Raw genomic sequence first — 16,600 nt, 5'->3', positions numbered from 1 at the left:
AGCGGCAGACTACAGATGGCGGTCGATTCCTCGAAAGAACCCATTACACCTGGGACTCAACGTATTTGATCGAACAGACGTGGGTCGGGTCGCAAGAGCGAGGTGCCGTCACCACCTCCTGGAGGCACCACGCTGGGACGTACACCCCTCTGGCACAGACTATTCAAGGAGATTCCGCCCACAGCGGGCTTTGCGCCATCACCACCGACCTCGTCGGCTCGCCTGTCGAGCTCATCGATCTCGTCGCCGTGGAGACCGTGGGCATAGCTACCGCCGATCTCTGGGGCCGCACAACATGGCGCGGCACTACGCAGACGTTGCTTCGTTTCCCCGGACAGCTATATGACCACGAAACCGGCGAACATTACAACTACCACCGGTACTACGACGCAGAGGCAGGACGCTACACGGCGCCGGATCCGCTGGGTCTCGAGCCGTCCGCGAACCCGATGGCTTATCCTCACAACCCCCTCACCTGGTTGGATCCTCTCGGGTTGCGTTGCAAGAACAAACAGATACATCTGTACCGGGCTGTGTTGGACAAAGAACTACAGGACATCAAGGCCAACCGAGGGTTCTCCAATCCTCGCGGGATAGAAACGAAGTACTTCGCCTTTTCAGAAGAGGGCGCAAATGCGTATGCACGCGGCATGTACAAGGCTTTTCCGCACGAAGGCCCGTATACTATCGTGCGAACGACGATTGATGCCCACCTGATCCCTGAGAGCGCCTTCATCGAACATCTCGCCGATTCCGGAGTCGGCGAGGGGATTGCTCTACCGACCGAAATTCTGTCACAACTCGGCAGGCCTAGGATACTACCTCACGGTTTGGTAGGAGGATGAAAATTGAAGTTCGTTATTTTCGCGCCGTACGAGAACGCGTTGGTAGAAGCGCGAGCCGCACTGCGTAACATGGACAATGTGGAATTCCGCGTCGGGGCCATGCCCGAAGCAACCCGCAGCTGTGACGCTTTGATACTTCCAGGAGTGTTTGCCCATGACCGATACGGTGGGCGCACAGATACCGAACGGGCGCAGATTCTTGTCAACACGACTGGCGACGTCGCGCCAGAGTTCATTGTGGCAACGCCGAGTTATGCTCCATATTTCAAGGGCAGTCATCCCGCACCGGAAGAATCTAAGCTGAGCGAAATACTGGATAAATGCATTGCCGTCATCAAGAACTCGGCTGGGCATTCGATAAGCACGGTTGCAATACCGCTGGAGTCGATGGGGTTCGAAGGGATGGACAAGCGGCTTGTCGCATCAGCGTTTCACCGCACTCTTTCATCCGTCGACTGATATCTATCTAGTGCTCGTCAGGCGGTGCGGCTTCCTGATTACGGTGTTGGCCTCCAGGAACAGCGCACCGGTGAATCCCTCCACGAAGGCCACGGGAGGCTCCGGTACGCGCCCGTTGACGAGGCATGGAAATTCGAAGAGGGTGAAGGACTGGACGACAACTCCCGGATGCATGACCGCTGCGGCGTTCGCGCGGAGGACTGCATCTGAGACGTCCAACTATCAGAGCGAGCCCCAACGAATAGGACTGGCGTACGCCGGATGAAGGTTTGGGCGCGGCCGTCCGATGTGGCGGCGGGCAGTGGCGTCGCGGCGCAGTTGACCTTGATGGAGTTGTTCGTTGCGGGCGCGGTTCCGGGGTCCGAGTTTGCGCGGGCGTGGTTGGGGGCGCGGCGGGATTCTCTTCAAGCCGGGGAGCGTGTGCGAGAGCCTTTCGACCGGCTGCTGAACCGCGTGCTCTACGCTCTCGAGGAGTACGCCATCGATCCCGCTCAGTGCGAGTACGGCGATCTCACAGATGCCGCCCTGGCCAGGGACGTGCAGGACGTTCTGCATGGGTTACGCATGCTCTGAACAGCGTTTCTCCGAGTGCCTCGATCCCGGACGTCGGGCCTCGCCCATGCCCACAAATGGCGCGACGAGTGAAAGCGCGGCTCAGGGACGCGGATGCACTCCGTCGCGCACCTCCGTGGTGGTGCGGGTGATCATGTCCCGCACCTGTGCGGTCATCCGCCTGGAATCGGTCGGCTTGATGCGCAGGATGCGGTCGCCGAAGATCGCGTACCGACCGTCGTCCACGAAATCCGTGATCTGAAAGTCCTTGCGTCCCTGCGTATGCCGATTGTCGGGGCTGCCCCACGGATAGGCCGCGATGTGGAAGTTCGCGGTGGTCGGGCGTTTCAGGAAGCGCGCCAGTTGTTCCTTCGGGCCGACGACCCACGGATCACGGACGTGAGCTGCGGAAGTTTCCAGGTCTTCGACCGGAATGTTCAGCGGCTTGCCTTGTCCCTCAGCGCATTCGGGCAATTCCGCGATCACCGCGGCGGCGACCCGATCGGATTCGAGATAGGAGAGGTGTACCGCCCCGCCGACCGTATCCTCCGGTCCCGGTTCCTGCACCGCGATCACGCCGTGGCGATCACGCACGGCGGCGTGGACGCGGATTCGGTGTTCACGGCCGCGCCCGCGGAACCCCGCGATCTCGACGCGGACCTCGGGATCGAACAGCACTCGGATTGCGCGGTCCAGGTCCTCGTCCAATTGCGGCAGCAGGACTTGCGCGATGCGCTGCCGCGTCCGGTTCACATCCTCCAGCGTCGGCTCGGCGGTGAACCGGTGTGCCAGTGGGTACGGCAGCACATCGCGCCCCGTCGCGTCCCACAGCACACGGAATTCGGCCGCATCGAACCGCCATTTTCTGTCACTCATCGCCCCGCCCTCCTGCCCACGACCGCCACTACTCCCCGATGACCGGAGGAACGGTCTTCGGAAGATCCGGGATGCCGGTCAACTCGTCACCGTTCTCCTGGTTGATCAAGTAGTCGGCGACGCTCTTGGTGCGTTCTTCTTCCTTGTCGCCCTTACCGCGTCCAGCACCGCCCATCCCGGGCATACCGCTGGCGCCGGCGCGAGCCGCCGAGGCCGTCGCGCGTCCCCCGGCCCCCGCCAGAGCGCCGGGCTGGACTCCCCCGGGCACACTGCTGCCGTGTCCGTTCGGGCCGTTGGTTCCACCGAGGCCACCGCCGAGACCGCTGCCGCTGCCGCCCGGCAGGGACGAACCCGAGGAACCGAGCGAGCTCGGGTCGAGACCGGAAGGAGTCGTCGCCGACGAGGGATCGGTACGAGCCTGATCACCGGCGTTCTGCGAGCCGTCCGTTTGGCCGTTCCCCGACGGATCCGATTGCGATGTCTGCGAATTCGAACCTTGGCCGTTCTGATTCTGATCACCCGGCTTGGGCTGATTCGTGTCGTGCGTGCCGCCGGGACCGGATGGTCCCGGACCGTTACCGCCTGGGCGCCACGAGGACGGCGGCGGCTGGTCGCCCGGCCCGGCCGGATCCTGCGTGTTCGGTTTCGGAATGACCGGGACGCCGGTATCGCTTTCGTGGACGACCGGGGCGTAAACCGTGGTCAATACCCGCTTGGCCTCGGTATACGCATTGTTGTAGGCCGTGACATCGTCTCGCCAGCCCTTCCCCACCACGAGATTCACCGCGTTGCTGACTCCGGACCGATGGCCAGGCACATGCGGCACCAAGGTTTTCGTCGGCGCCAGGCCCGTAGCCAGCTCCGACAACTTGTTACTGGTCAGCGCTGCGGCTTTGGCGACCTTGGACGCCTGCGAGGTGTAGTCCGTCACCGCCTTCGCGGCGGCATTGCACGACTGGCCACGCCAGATGCCCTCGTTGGTGGCTTTGCCCATGGCCTGCTGAAACGTCGTCAACGAGGTGGTTTCCTGGGTGCCGATCTTGTTCCAGGCATCCTTCAGGTTGTTGACCGCCTCGAGGTCGATCTTGTCGACCTTCTCCCGCAAGGTCGCGAGGTCGTGTCGTTCGAAGTTGTCGGTGGTCTGCACCGACGGCGTGCGGAAATCACCCTCGAAACCGATTGCGCGAGCGTCGTTTCGGACGCTGTCGCGGGTGGTGTTGAATTTTCCCTGCAGCTCATACGGATTCTGGATATGCGAGGGATCTCGCCCCTGCGTCCAGTTCGTCAGGACCTCACCGACGAACGAGCTGAACCCCTCCGGCAGAAAACTCATGACGACTACCTGCCCGCTGTGTCGGTGGCTGCGATCTGTCCGGCGGCGGCGACGTCCTGGCCGGTGAGGTGCTTGACGGACTGTGCCATCACCTCGCGCATGTTCTTGACGGTTTCCATGTGGTCCTTGATGACCTGGTCGATCGAATTCGGTTCGCCGGTAGCCTGTTTCAGGTAGCCGCCTTCGAGGGCGTGGCCCATGTCGAAGTCGCCGAAACCGGAGACCCGCTGAGTCAGTTGCGCAACGTTGAACAGGCTTTGAAGCTCTGTCAGCCGTGTGTCGCACGCCGCGAGGCACTCACGAGCAACGGCTTCGTCATCCAGATACAGCTCGCCTCCGCGCGCTTGCTCGGCGAACTTCTTCCAAGTCTCTACTTCACCGGCCATGTCTGTTCCTCCCCTTCTGGTTCGACACTTACTCCGGCATCAGAGGGACGAGCAGTTCGCCGACGTGGTGCAGTGTGGCGCACGGATCACCAGGATTGTCGACGATGAGACTGTTGGTGATCACAATTTCGACGATCCCCTGTTGAGCAGCGAAAACGGCGTCGCAGGTGTCGTTCTTCGATGCACCCTCGACCCGGTATTGCTGTCCCTTCCGTCCGGCAAGTACCACGTCCTGAAAGTCGACGTTGCCCTCTTTGTTCTGGATCTCCTGCAGGGAACGCTTACCGGAGAGCACGTTGACGGTGTACTGCTTCCCCTTCCAGTTACAGATCTCCCACCCGCTCTGATGCACCCCCGCGATCCCGCTCTCCTTCGTCGCGGGATCCACCCCCGCCTTCCGCAACACATCATCCGGAATCTGCGTACAAGGATCCCACAACTTCACCGCCGCAGCGCTGGTCGTGGATCCGTTACCCCCGTCGTTCCCGTCGTTGCACGCGGCCAGAATCGGCACAACTGCCGCCAGCAGGACTATCGCGAGTCGGCGAGCAGCCACCGTCCGCCCCCTTCGGTTGATCATGCTTGCACCTGGTCGGCCGACTTTATCAAACCGGTTCAAACGGACGGGGTGGCCGAGAAGCCCCCTAGGGTGTCTGGTGCCGCGAGGAAAAACCTCTATTGTGAACAACAGTGTTCGTAAATAAGGGGAGACCACGATGAAAGATCTGACCGGCCGGAAGTGCCTGATCACCGGCGCGGCCAGCGGGATCGGCCGAGCGACCGCGGTCGCTGCCGCCGCGGCGCGGATGCGGCTGGTGCTGACCGATATCGATGCCGAGGGGCTGGCCGAGACGGCGGCGCGGGTCGGCGCCGGCGGGGGTGAGGTGCTGGAGGCGCAGGTGCTCGACGTCTCCGATTACGAGGCGGTGACCTCGTGGGCGAAGCGGGTACACGACGAGTACGGCAGCCTCGACGTGGTCATGAATATCGCCGGCATCGCCACCTGGGGCACGGTCGAGAATCTCGAGCACCGCCACTGGAAGTCGATGGTCGATGTGAATCTGATGGGCCCGATCCACATCATCGAGAACTTCGTGCCGCCGATGGTGGCGGCGGGGCGCGGCGGACATCTGGTCAACGTGTCCTCGGCCGCGGGGCTGCTGGCGCTGCCGTGGCATGCGGCCTACAGCGCCGCGAAGTTCGGGCTGCGCGGAGTGTCGGAGGTGCTGCGATTCGACTTGGAGCGCCACGACATCGGCGTGAGCCTGGTGGTGCCCGGGGCGGTGCGCACGCCGCTGGTGGGCACCGTGCAGATCGTCGGCGTGGATCGCGACGATCCTCGGGTGCGGCGGATGGTGAAACTGTTCGAGGGGCATGCGGTGACGCCGGAGAAGGTCGCCGACCGGATCATCTCCGGCGTCCGGCACAACCGCTTCCTGGTGCACACCTCGCCCGATATCCGCATCGGCTACTGGTTCGCCCGCAAGTTCGCGTGGCCGTACGAGCTGGTGGCGCGAATTGCCAACCGCGAGTTCAGCAAACTGCTGCCGGCCCCGGCGCGCGACACTCAGTAGTGCGTCACGCAGACCACGAAACGCCTTTCGTTGTAGACGAATCCGCGGTCACCGTCGGAGCAGCTGTTGACGTCGGTGGTGCCGTTCTTGATTTCCACCACGCGCACCCGGCCCGGGGCTGCGGTGGCACAGTCGACGGGAGTGGGACTGCCGTCGGCGATATTCATGCAAGCGCCGGTGACCCAGTTGAAGTCGAGGCAGAGGGTGTCGGTGGCACCGCCGGGCAGCGTCTCGGCCACCGAGCGGTCGGCATCGGCCGGGCAGTGCGCGCCCGCGACGGCCTTCGCGGTGACCTTGTAGCGCGAATCCGTACCGGCGCAAGCGGTTTTCTGCACCGGAGCGCCGGCGTCGGGCGTGGCGACCACTGCGGCCACGCAATCGCCGACGGCCACCGTCTCGCCCGGATGCTTCTGATCGGCACCCTTGTTCAGCACCAGCGGCTCGTCCGACGCCGAGGAGGTGACACCGGTGGCGGTCGGCTGGGCGGGCGGCTCGGCGGCCACGGGCGCGACCGTGGTGGTGGGTGATACCGCTGCCGCGGCACGCGTTTCGTCCGAATGATGCCCGGCGGTGAACGACAGCGCGGCGGCGATCAGACATGCCGCCGACAGCGCGGCGGCAATCACGAAGCCCGTCAGGGTGACACCGGCTTGAACACGTCGGCGCGACACGTACTCGTCCTCCAGAGCGGTAACGCTTCGAACCACCCCGAACGATGATCGAAGAACACTTGCGAATTTGCAGACCTCGCAAATGCATACACCATCCGGGCGTTCGCGTCGAGGCGGCGGCGGGGCCCGACGCATCGAAAATAAAAAGGTTTCTTTTTCACTAAATTACTTGATCACGATCGCACAACAATGCCGCCGTTCGGGTTCCGGAATTACCAAGTCTGGCAATTAGCGTTCGACGCGTTATTGTCAGCTTTCGTCCGGACCGTTCGGCCGGAAGTCTCGTGAGAAGGAATCCTGAATGAAGTTCGGCACGTTCGCCGCAACCTCGATCCTGGCGGTGGCCACGGTCGGGATCACCGCGGGAACCGTGAACGCCAGTCCCCCGGCCGCACCACCGGCCGCCGCCAAAGAGATCACCACCTCCGGAACCGACCGCGGAGTCACCTATCACGCTGTACTCAGCGACTTTTCGCGGGTCCTGACCGCCGTCGTCGAGCACGGGCGATTCGAGGTCGACAAGGACGCGACCGCTGTGGCCCTGAAGTCCGACAACGGCGCCGACCTCGTCACGGTGCCGCTGACGTACCGGATGGCCGGCAGCACGGTCCATGTCGCGCAACACATCAGCGACGACGGGCACAAGGTCGTGCTCGAGCCCAAGGCCACCGCCACCGAGATCGGCGAGATGCAGCCGATCAATTCGATGGCGCGGCTGACCAACGAAATCAATCAGAACGTCGTCGGCCTGGTGGCCGGTGGCGTGCTCGGCGGCCTGATCGGCGCCGTCCTCGGGATGGGCTTCTTCAGCATCATCACCGGGCCGATCGGCATGGTGGTCGGCGCCATCGCGGGCGGATACGCGATGGGCGGCCAGCCGTTCCTGGACGCCGTCAACGCGGTCGTGAGCGGACAGCCCTGATCCGGGCCGGTGTCGCGGGGCGGACCGCGCCGCGCCGCGACACCGGTTTCGGACATCACGGGCGTTCTGCTTGCACCCCCGGCGAATTCGTGGCTCAATCCGAAGGATGGCCGGGGAACCGTATAGATGGGTCGCGACAGCCGAGACCGACATGGTCGAACTGCGCGATGCGGTTTCCGGCCGCGCGGTCGAGATCGTGCGGCCCTCGGACGAGGATCTGCCCGCTCCACTGCTGCGCCAGGTCGAGACGCTGGTCTTCGACTGGGCCAATCTGCTCACCCAGTACGAGGCGTGGTCGGATCTGCACACGCTGTACCGCCGCGAGCCGGACACCGTTCTCTGGGCCCTGAGTTGGCTGCTGGCGCTCTGGGCGGTCGTCGGTGAGACCAGGACCGGCAAACCGGCCGATGCGATCATCCGCGATCTGGATTACCGCGGGGGCTGGCGGGATCTGCGCAACGCGGAGGACGAGCGGGTCTGGACCGGATTGACGCAACGGGTGCGGCTGGGCGGCATCGCCGCGCTCACCGAGGATCCGCGGGCGGTGCGGGCCTATCACGACGCCTGCGTCGAACCTGCCGATATCGGCCCCATTCTGCTGCGGCACACGCTGATTCATCTGGACGCGCTGAGCCAGGACATGGACCGCGCCGGCATGCGAGCGCGCGGGCTCGCCTCCGCGGTGCTCGATCACACCGCTCCCGATCCCGGACCGCGGCGGCGGCTCTGTTTCCGGCCCTCGCGGCCGGGACCGGACGGGTTACGCGACCTCGGCTGAGGCCGGATCGGCGCCGGGATGCAGGCGGCGGAATCGGCTGCCGTGAAAGACCAGCGGTTCGTGCTGTGAGCGCGTAGCCAGGCGGGTGATCTGCACCAGGACGACCTGATGGTCGCCGGCCGACACCTGGGTGTGCACCGTGCCCTCCAGCCAGGCCGCCGCGCCGCCGACGAACAAAGAACCGCCCGCTCCCCGATGCACTTCGACATCGCCGAACCGGTCACCGTTGCGGCTGCTCATTCGCTGCGCTGCCTCGTCCTGGTGGGCGCTGAGCAGACTCAGACCCAATCGCTGGACGCCGACCAGTTTGGGCCAGGTGGTCGAGCTGTCCTGCACGCAGAACGACACCAGCGGCGGATCCAGGGATACGGGCACGAAGGTGCTCACCACCAAACCGGCCGGAACACCGTCGAATTCCGCGCAGACCGCGACCACACCGCTCGGGAAATGCGCGAAGGCGCGACGCAAACCCGCACTGTCGGAGGGTATTTCGCTCAGATCAGACATGGTTACCCACTTCTCGACTCACTCGCGGACGTCTGTTCAGATGACGCCGTGCAACGGGGGTGTGGTGCCGTTGAGCACCGCGCGCCCGATGTGCTGGTACTTCCACCGCACCGGATCGTGCAGCGTATGCGTGCGGGCGTTGCGCCAGAACCGGTCCAACCCCAGATCGGCTGCGGCACTGCGGGTTCCGCTCACCTCGAACAGTGCGGCCGACACCTCGTTCGCGGCGCGGTCGGAGGTGATCTTGGCGGTGGCGACCGCGATCGACGCCTCCGCCGCGAGCGCGGCGGCAGTCTCGGTGTCGAGTGCGCCGCTGTTCGTCTGTGTGACAACATGATCCACGGCTCGCCCGGCCACCTCGAAGGTCGCCTCGGCGGCGGCCACGGTGACCGCCAACTCGCCGATGCGCTGGATCACCAGCGGATCCTCACTCGCCCGATCGACCCCGGCCTCGAACCACGGACGGCTCTCGGTGCGCACGAACTCCGCAGCCGCGTCCAGCGCGCCGCGGGCGATGCCCACATCGATCGCGACGTGCAGCAACTGCGCGAAGGCTCCGTAACCGGTGGGGGCACGCACCGCCGCCGCCCGCGGGATCAGCTGGTCACCCGTGACCCGCACCGCCTCGAGTGTCACGGTCCCGCTACCCGTCGTGCGCTGGCCGATGCCGTTCCAGTCGTCGACGATCGTCACACCCGCGGTATCGGCGGGCAGGAAGGCGATGTATTCGCCGGGGTCCAGGCTGCTGCGCCCGTCGGGATCGTCCAGACGGGTCAGGACGGCCAGCAGATCCGCGAAAAGCGAACCCGTACAATAGAATTTGGTTCCGTCGATTCTCAATCCGCCGTCGACGGGACGCAGTGTGGTGCCGATTTCGGCGATGGTCGCGCCGCTGCGCTCGGATTGCGCGTTCGCTATCCGCGCGCCGGCGAGCACCCGTCCGAAATAGCGTTCCCGCTGAGCGCGAGTTCCCGCCAGTCGCAACAGATTCAGATAGACGAAATGGCTGTGCGGAATCTGCGCGATATTCGGGTCCGCCGCCGCCAGCAGCCGGAAAATCTCCGCCACCTGGGCGGGCGCCAGATCCGCACCACCGAATTCGGCCGGCACGATGACGGCCAGCAGCCCACTGGCCGAGAGCTGGTCCAGTTCCCGATGCGGCAACTCGCGGGCGCTGTCGCGCCGGGCCGCATCGACCGCGAATTGCGCGGCCAGACGTGCCGCCGTCTCGTGAGCCTGGGCGGCGGAGGTGATCCGCGCGGCGGCGACGGCAGTCATCGACTCGCCGCCAATTCGGGTTCCCGCTGGGCCTCCAGCTCCCGGACCAGCGGCAGCACCTTCGCGCCGAAGTACTCGATCTCCTCCTGGAAGTGCAGGAAGCCCGCGAGGATGAGGTCGACCCCCAGGTCGCGGTAGGCGACGATCCGCTCGGCGATCTGCTCGGGAGTGCCGATCAGCTGGGTGCGGAAGCCGTCGTTGTACTGGACCAGATCTTCGTAGGTGGAATCGGCCCACATGCCCTTGCCGTCGCGCGTGGAAGCGCCGGCCTGCTGCACCGCGTCGCGGAAACCCTCCACGGCGGGCCGGTTGGCCTTCTCGATGATCTCGCGCAGGGTGTCGCGGGCCTCGGCCTCGGTGTCGCGCGCGATGATGAACCCGTTCAGGCCGAACTTGACCTCACGGTTGTGCTCGCGCGCGACCGCCCGGACATCCTCGATCTGTTCGGTGACGCCGTCGAAATCCTTGCCGTTGGAGAAGTACCAGTCGGCGTAGCGGCCGCCGTTGCGTCGCGCGGCCGTCGAGTTACCGCCCTGGAAGAGTTCGGGATTCGGCCGCTCCGCCGTGTTGAGCGGCTTGGGCTTCAGTGTCAGGTCGCGGATCCGGTAGAAGTCGCCGGCGTAGTTCACCTCGTCCTCGGTCCACAGCTTGCGGATGACCTCGAGGAATTCTGCGCTGCGCCGGTACCGCTCGTCGTGCTCGAGCCACGGCTCCCCGAGCGCGGTGAATTCCCCGCCGAACCAACCGGATACGACGTTGATCGCGAAGCGTCCGCCGGACAGATGGTCGGCGGTGACCCCGAATTTCGCCAGTACCGCCGGATGCCACAGCCCGGGGTGCACGGCCGCGATCACCTTCAGCCGCTCGGTGGCGCCCAGCAGCGCGAGGCTGAACGACGTCGACTCGTGCTGGTATTCCGCGCCGTAGGAGGCGGTGTAGCGCACCTGCGAGAGGGCGTAGTCGAAGCCGTTGTTCTCGGCCGTGCGCGCCAGCTTCTTGTTGTATTCGAAATCCCAGCCGGTGCGCTGATCGATCGTGCTGGTCACCAGCCCGCCGCTGACGTTGGGCACCCAGTAGGCGAACCGGGTCTGCTCGGCGATCTTCTCGGTGGTCATCGACACTCCTGTGATGGGGACATCCGCACCCGGTCGCGCCGACGGCCGGGATGTTCGTGCGCGAACCGTGGTCGGTACAACCGTGGTCAGTGCGCCGAGTGCGGCAACCGTGCACCCGGCGCACCTCCACTTCAACACCGCCGAACCGCCCGGACGAGGGTTTGAATCCTCAGGATCGGATCAGCCGCTGTGCTCCGATCAACGGCCCGCCGTTACGCCGGAGCGACCGCCGAGCCGTACCGCGAGCGTTCGAACCGGCCCGCCGGCTGGAATCGCGCCACCAGCTCGTCGGCGCCCTCACCGGTGATCTGCTCGAGCAGCGCGTCGGCGTCGGCGAGCGAGTTGATCTGCAGCAGGGGTTGTGGCTTGTGCAGCGTGCTCACCAGCACCGAGGCGACGCGCTGGTCGACGGCCGCGGCGGCGAAGAACCGGTTGCCGATCTCGGCCAGCTCCGGATCGCCGAGGAACAGGCGGGTCACCTTGGCGGCGGCATCGGAGCGGGCCAGCAGGAACGCGGTGTACTGCTCCTCGATCCAGTCGGCGTCGAAGGGGCCCTCGTGCGCGGAGGCGGCCGCGACGAGCCGCTGCGCCTGAATGAGTCCGCTCTGCGCGCCCTGGCCGGCGATCGGGTCGTAGGCGACCGCGGTGTCCCCGAGCGCCGCCACGACGTGCCCGCCCGCCGTGCGGCCGACACCGTGCCGAACCACCGGCCGCACCGCACCCTTCAGCCAGGAGTGCGGGTCCTCGGCGATCACCTTGGTGGCCAGCACCTCCGGCAGATCCCAGTCGATGTAGTCGCGGTAGAGCTCGGTCACGATGCGGTGCGCCGACTCGGCGGAATCCGCGGCGGCGAACCGGCTCTCCCATTCGCTGCCCGGCCGCGCCCAGCCGAGGAAGGCCCAGCTCGGCCCGGCGTCCTTGTGCAGATACGGACCCCACCACGCCTCGCCCTGCTCGGCGAAGATGGAGAATCCGCTGTGCTGCCCGCCGGACGTGCTGCGGTGCGCGAAAACCTCGGGTTCGTAACCCAATCCGGTCACGGTGACGGTGAGCAGACTGCGCTGCGGCGCGTCGTAGACGGTCCGTTCGGTGTCGATCGGGAACAGCTCCGCCAAACCCGCCTTACCGGTCGCGACCAGTACCAGATCGTTCGCGGCGGCGATAGCGTCCAGGCTCTCGGGAGTCACCTTCTCGACCACGAAGCGACCACCGGCCTCGACGAACGCTGTCAGTCGCTCGTCGACCTCGAGCCGGGTGTCGACCGCGATGCCGACGAACCCGTCGAAATCGCCGTCGAATCCGATCAATTCGGGCCGTTCCGGCCCGGGACCCGCGATGCGCACGCTGAGTCCGGTGTGCTGCGGGGCCCGATTCACGTAGGTGTCGAGTCCGAGGGCGGTTTCGGCGGCCTGGGCCTCACCGAAGATGAGCGCGGTTCCGGTGGCGGGGATGTCGTCACGCAGACCGCGTTGGTCGCGATCGCTGTGGATCGTGACGTCGAACCCGGCTTGTTGCAGTCCGAGAGCGGCGGTGACACCGGCGATGCCGGCGCCGACGATGGCGGCGGTGCGTTTCGAATTCTGGTTCGTCATAGCCGAAATACTGCGCTTGCCAGCCGCTTTCGTTGACAGTTGCAATCACCGGGAATCGATGTACCCGCACCGCCGATCGGTCACGTCGCCGTGATGCCCGCCTGCGGTCGCACCTGTTCGTCCGGCAGCGCCGTCGAACCCGGCCCGCCGAGCCGGTAGCGGGCGCCGCGATGGTCGTCCGGCAACCGGTCGCCCGCGCCGAACAGCGCGTTGCGCAGGGTGCCCGGGACATACTCCCGCGGATAGGCGCCGCGCTCGGTGAGAACCGGAATCACGTGCCGCACAATATCTTCGAATGTTCCCGGGGTGATCGCGTAGGCCAGGTTGTAGCCGTCGATATCGGTCTCGTCGACCCATTCCTGGAGCCGGTCCGCCACCGACGTACCCGATCCGACGAATACGGGCCCCATTCCGCCGATGCCGGCCCAGGCCGCGATATCCCGCACGGTCCATTCCCGGCCGTCGTCGTCGAATTCCTGGAACGCGGCCACGGCGGACAGGATCGCATTGCTGTTCACCTCGCCGATCGGGTCGTCGAGGTCGTACCGGGACAGGTCGATGCCCATCCAGCCGGACATGAACACCAGGCCGCCCTCGACGCTCGCGTACGAGCGGTATTCGTCGTATTTGCGTTGCGCCGCTTCGTCGGTGGCGTCGGTGATGATGGTGGCGAGCGCGTAGACCCGGGCGGCACAGCGGTCGCGACCGGCCGCCTCCAGCGCATCGCGGATACGGGTAACCGTCTGTGCCAGAACTCGTTTCGACGGCGCGGCGACGAAGATCGCCTCGGCGTTCTCGGCGGCGAAGGCCACGCCGCGGGGTGAGGCGCCCGCCTGGTAGATCACCGGGGTCCGCTGCGGCGAGGGCTCCGACAGGTGGATACCCGGCACCGTGAAGTGCTTTCCGGCGTGCCCGATGTGATGCACCTTCGCCGGATCGACGTAGATGCCCTGCGCCCGGTCGCGCACGACCGCGTCGTCCTCCCAGGAACCTTCCCAGAGCTTGTACAGCACCTCGAGATATTCGTCGGCGTGGTTGTAGCGTTCGTCGTGGTCGAGGTGCTCGGACTCACCCATATTGGCGGCGGCCGACGGTAGATATCCGGTGACCACGTTCCAGCCCAACCGGCCGTTGGTCAGATGGTCCAGGGTCGACAGCCGCCGGGCGAACGGGAAGGGATGCTCGAACCCGGTGCCGGTCGTGATGCCGAACCCCAGATGCTCGGTCACCGCCGCCATCGCCGAAACCAGCAGCAGCGGATCGGCGACCGGTACCTGCGCGCCCTGCCGCAACGCGGCGATGTCGTTACCGCCGTACACGTCGTAGATACCCAGCACGTCGGCGATGAAGATACCGTCGAAACGGCCGCGTTCCAGCAGTTTCGCCAATTCGGTCCAGTAGCTCAGCTCCTTGTAGCGATGCGACTGGTCCTCGGGGTGGCGCCACAGCCCCGGGGACTGGTGCGCCACACAGTTCATATCGAAGGCGTTGAAACGGATGCGCCGGGTCATCGCCGCACCTGACCCTCGCGGCTGCCCGCGCTCCACGCGTACGGGAGTTCGGATCCGTTGAGCAGGTGGTCACCGATGGCTCGCGCCTTCTGAACCGCGGGATTGTGCACCGAGATGGTGCGGGCGTTGCGCCAATGCCGGTCCAGCCGCAGATCTTCGGAGGTGATCGAGGCGCCACCGACCTCGAACAGCTGGGTGGTGGCGGTCAGGACGGTGTCGATCACACCGAGTTGCGCCTGGGCCGAGGCCAATTCGACCGCGTCCAGCGCGGCCTCGTCCTGCGCTCCGGCTGCCAGCACGCCGTCCAGCAGGTCGGCCACGGCCAGCACACTGGCCCGCGCTCCGAACGCCGCGGCCGACAGCTTCCCGATCACCTGCTGTACCAGCGGGTCGTGGCGGGGTAGATCGGCGACCGAATGGCTGTAGCTGCGGGTGCGGTCGGCGACCCAGGCCCGAACGTCGGATTCCGCCCGCTGGGCGATACCGGCCAGCACCGCCAACTGCACCAACTGCAGATACGAGGTGGCGTAGGTACGGCCGGGCGCGCCGTAACCCGGGCCGAGCACCCGCTCTTCGGGGATCCGCACATCGTTGAATTCCGTTGTGCCGCTGGCGGTCAGCCGCTGCCCGAAACCGTCCCAGTCGTCGCTCTGGCGCACACCGTCGGCATTCGCGTCGACCAGCACCGACACCCGTTCCCCGTCACGGTCTGCCGCCACCAGAATATGGTCGGCGTACAGCGAACCGGTGCTGTAGTACTTGGTGCCGTTCAGCAGCCAGTCGTTGTCGGTGCCACGAGTCAGCCGGGTGCGGTAGCGGTCTACCGCGCCGACGCCCGGTTCGGTGATGGCGTTACCGACCAGCACACCGGAGCCGGCCGCGCGCAGCCAGTGCTCGCGCGCGGGACCGGGCTCGGCCAGCAGCTGATCCTCGACGAACGAGAAGTGCACCCGAAGTGCCTGCGGCAGATTGGATTCCGCGGCGGCGAGGTCGATCAGCAGCCGGAACAGCTGTCGCACGCTGACGCCGAAGCCGCCGTATTCGGCCGGCACCCGGAGCGCCCCGAATCCGGCTTGCCGCAGCCAGTCGACCTCCTCGTAGGCCAAGCGGCGATCGATCTCGCGCGCCACCGCCCCGGCGGCGATGCGGTCGAATACGGGGCCGAAGATGTCGTCGAGGTCGCGATCGGAGATCTGCTGCGGTGCTGTGGAGGCCATACCCGACGATGACCCGGCAACGCGATTCGCTCACCCGTTACACGCAGCGGGAACATAACTATCCGTCACATGCTCAGGAGGGGCGCATCCGTAGTTCGTCGTGGAGGATACGCGCGGCGGTGGCCATCGCGGCCTCCGCGCCGGGCTGCACCACGGCGGGTACCCGCGAACGGGTCAGCACGGCGACGGCCAGGGTTTGCCCGTCGGCGTGTTCGGCTACGCCCGCCTCGTGCCGCAGATTCAGCAGCGTGCCGGTCTTCGACGACCAGCGGGTGGCGTCGGAGCTGAAATCGGGGGCGAGGCGTTGACGTAACAGGTTGCCCGACAGGAACTCTCGCACTCTCGCGGCGGCGTCGCGGTGGGCCCGCGCCGGCCGCCACACTTCGGCGAGCAGATCGACGAACGCTCGTGCGGTGCCGGTGTTGGCATGGCTGATGTCGAGTTGCGTCACCGGATGTCCGCGTCCGGCCGTGGCGGCCTCGATGGCCAGGGCATGGGCGAGATGACCGTCGGCCGGGGCGAACTGCTCGGCCGGGGTCCGCACCAGATCGTCGGCCAGATGCCGCACCGCGATGCCCTCGTGGCCCAGGCGGCGCAGTTCGGCGGTCACCGCGGCGGGCGGAGTCAGCTCGAACAGGGCGTCGGTGGCCCCGCCGTCGCTGATCGCGATGCTCAGATACATCAGGTCCTCGACCGCGACCGTGGCCGGATGGCGAAATCTGCTCAACCCGGTCGGGCCGGCCACCGTGCTGCGGCCGGGCAGCACCCGGATCGGAGCCGCCGGATCGATCTCGCCGCGCATCACCCGTTCCATCGTCGCCAGTACGAGCGGCACCTTCACCAGCGAAGCGATCGGCAATTCCAGTTCGGCGTCGAGGCCCAGCTCGTCGCCGGTGTCGAGATCGCGCACCAGAATCGAGCCGTCCAGTCCGGCGTCGTGGAGTTCCGTGCGCGCGCGGCGCAGTGCGGTCGAAACGCCCATGT

General features: G+C 66.2%; 18 protein-coding genes. 6 read left to right on the top strand and 12 right to left on the bottom strand.

Annotation, left to right across the window (positions count from 1 at the left end):
* The 3 genes from A5789_RS10725 to A5789_RS10715 form a co-directional block, all read left to right on the top strand.
* Nucleotides 1-845, top strand: an 845-nt coding sequence (locus A5789_RS10725) for an RHS repeat-associated core domain-containing protein (RefSeq protein ID WP_231956638.1), incomplete at its 5' end; no start/stop codon positions are given.
* Nucleotides 846-848: 3 nt separating this feature from the next.
* On the top strand, nt 849-1,304 hold the full coding sequence (locus tag A5789_RS36460) for a hypothetical protein (protein WP_155525915.1): 456 nt from the start codon (nt 849-851) through the stop codon (nt 1,302-1,304).
* A 261-nt stretch (nt 1,305-1,565) separates the two neighbouring features.
* A complete protein-coding gene (locus tag A5789_RS10715) occupies nt 1,566-1,877 on the top strand; it encodes a colicin immunity domain-containing protein (protein WP_064904297.1) in 312 nt (103 codons plus the stop codon).
* An 81-nt stretch (nt 1,878-1,958) separates the two neighbouring features.
* Here the strand turns inward: A5789_RS10715 and A5789_RS10710 are convergent, their stop codons facing one another.
* From A5789_RS10710 to A5789_RS10695, 4 genes are read right to left on the bottom strand one after another with little or no spacing between them, the layout of a single operon-like run.
* Nucleotides 1,959-2,732, bottom strand: a complete 774-nt coding sequence (locus A5789_RS10710; protein WP_030516533.1) for an ESX secretion-associated protein EspG — start codon at nt 2,730-2,732, stop codon at nt 1,959-1,961.
* A 28-nt stretch (nt 2,733-2,760) separates the two neighbouring features.
* Nucleotides 2,761-4,065, bottom strand: a complete 1,305-nt coding sequence (locus A5789_RS10705) for a hypothetical protein (RefSeq protein WP_064904298.1) — start codon at nt 4,063-4,065, stop codon at nt 2,761-2,763.
* A 5-nt stretch (nt 4,066-4,070) separates the two neighbouring features.
* Nucleotides 4,071-4,451, bottom strand: coding sequence for a hypothetical protein (locus A5789_RS10700; protein WP_063010928.1), 381 nt, complete (start codon nt 4,449-4,451; stop codon nt 4,071-4,073).
* Nucleotides 4,452-4,479: 28 nt separating this feature from the next.
* Nucleotides 4,480-5,007, bottom strand: coding sequence for a DUF3558 domain-containing protein (locus tag A5789_RS10695; protein WP_227463158.1), 528 nt, complete (start codon nt 5,005-5,007; stop codon nt 4,480-4,482).
* A 160-nt stretch (nt 5,008-5,167) separates the two neighbouring features.
* Between A5789_RS10695 and A5789_RS10690 the strand changes: the two genes are divergently transcribed.
* Nucleotides 5,168-6,025, top strand: a complete 858-nt coding sequence (locus A5789_RS10690; RefSeq protein WP_064927201.1) for an SDR family oxidoreductase — start codon at nt 5,168-5,170, stop codon at nt 6,023-6,025.
* Here A5789_RS10690 and A5789_RS10685 read toward each other — a convergent pair.
* Entirely contained in the window at nt 6,019-6,696 is a 678-nt protein-coding gene (locus A5789_RS10685) for a hypothetical protein (protein WP_063010924.1), read from the bottom strand. The genes A5789_RS10690 and A5789_RS10685 overlap by 7 nt on opposite strands.
* Nucleotides 6,697-6,997: 301 nt before the next feature.
* Between A5789_RS10685 and A5789_RS10680 the strand changes: the two genes are divergently transcribed.
* On the top strand, nt 6,998-7,618 hold the full coding sequence (locus tag A5789_RS10680; protein WP_030516537.1) for a hypothetical protein: 621 nt from the start codon (nt 6,998-7,000) through the stop codon (nt 7,616-7,618).
* Between the two features lie 106 nt (nt 7,619-7,724).
* Nucleotides 7,725-8,396: a hypothetical protein gene (locus tag A5789_RS10675; protein ID WP_063010916.1), complete on the top strand. Its 672-nt coding sequence runs from the start codon at nt 7,725-7,727 to the stop codon at nt 8,394-8,396.
* Here A5789_RS10675 and A5789_RS10670 read toward each other — a convergent pair.
* From A5789_RS10670 to A5789_RS10640, 7 genes are all read right to left on the bottom strand, one after another.
* Nucleotides 8,379-8,903 (bottom strand): flavin reductase family protein, encoded by a 525-nt coding sequence (locus A5789_RS10670; RefSeq protein ID WP_063010914.1) that lies wholly within the window; start codon nt 8,901-8,903, stop codon nt 8,379-8,381. The genes A5789_RS10675 and A5789_RS10670 overlap by 18 nt on opposite strands.
* Before the next feature lie 36 nt (nt 8,904-8,939).
* On the bottom strand, nt 8,940-10,181 hold the full coding sequence (locus A5789_RS10665; protein WP_064902096.1) for an SfnB family sulfur acquisition oxidoreductase: 1,242 nt from the start codon (nt 10,179-10,181) through the stop codon (nt 8,940-8,942).
* Entirely contained in the window at nt 10,178-11,296 is a 1,119-nt protein-coding gene (gene sfnG / locus A5789_RS10660; protein ID WP_030516541.1) for a dimethylsulfone monooxygenase SfnG, read from the bottom strand. Before sfnG ends, A5789_RS10665 begins: the two co-directional genes overlap by 4 nt.
* A gap of 212 nt (nt 11,297-11,508) precedes the next feature.
* A complete protein-coding gene (locus A5789_RS10655) occupies nt 11,509-12,888 on the bottom strand; it encodes a styrene monooxygenase/indole monooxygenase family protein (protein WP_064902095.1) in 1,380 nt (459 codons plus the stop codon).
* Nucleotides 12,889-12,968: 80 nt separating this feature from the next.
* The gene (locus A5789_RS10650) at nt 12,969-14,399 is read right to left on the bottom strand and encodes an LLM class flavin-dependent oxidoreductase (protein ID WP_064902098.1); all 1,431 of its coding nucleotides are present in this window, start codon (nt 14,397-14,399) and stop codon (nt 12,969-12,971) included.
* Nucleotides 14,396-15,616, bottom strand: a complete 1,221-nt coding sequence (locus A5789_RS10645; RefSeq protein ID WP_064927199.1) for an acyl-CoA dehydrogenase family protein — start codon at nt 15,614-15,616, stop codon at nt 14,396-14,398. Before A5789_RS10645 ends, A5789_RS10650 begins: the two co-directional genes overlap by 4 nt.
* A 73-nt stretch (nt 15,617-15,689) precedes the next feature.
* Nucleotides 15,690-16,598 (bottom strand): serine hydrolase, encoded by a 909-nt coding sequence (locus A5789_RS10640; protein WP_063010904.1) that lies wholly within the window; start codon nt 16,596-16,598, stop codon nt 15,690-15,692.
* Nucleotides 16,599-16,600 lie beyond the last annotated feature (2 nt).

The organism is Nocardia sp. 852002-51101_SCH5132738 (assembly GCF_001665695.1).
Taxonomy (GTDB): domain Bacteria; phylum Actinomycetota; class Actinomycetes; order Mycobacteriales; family Mycobacteriaceae; genus Nocardia; species Nocardia nova.
Note: the sequence above shows the minus strand (reverse complement) of the source record. Positions and strands in the feature narration are given on the sequence as shown.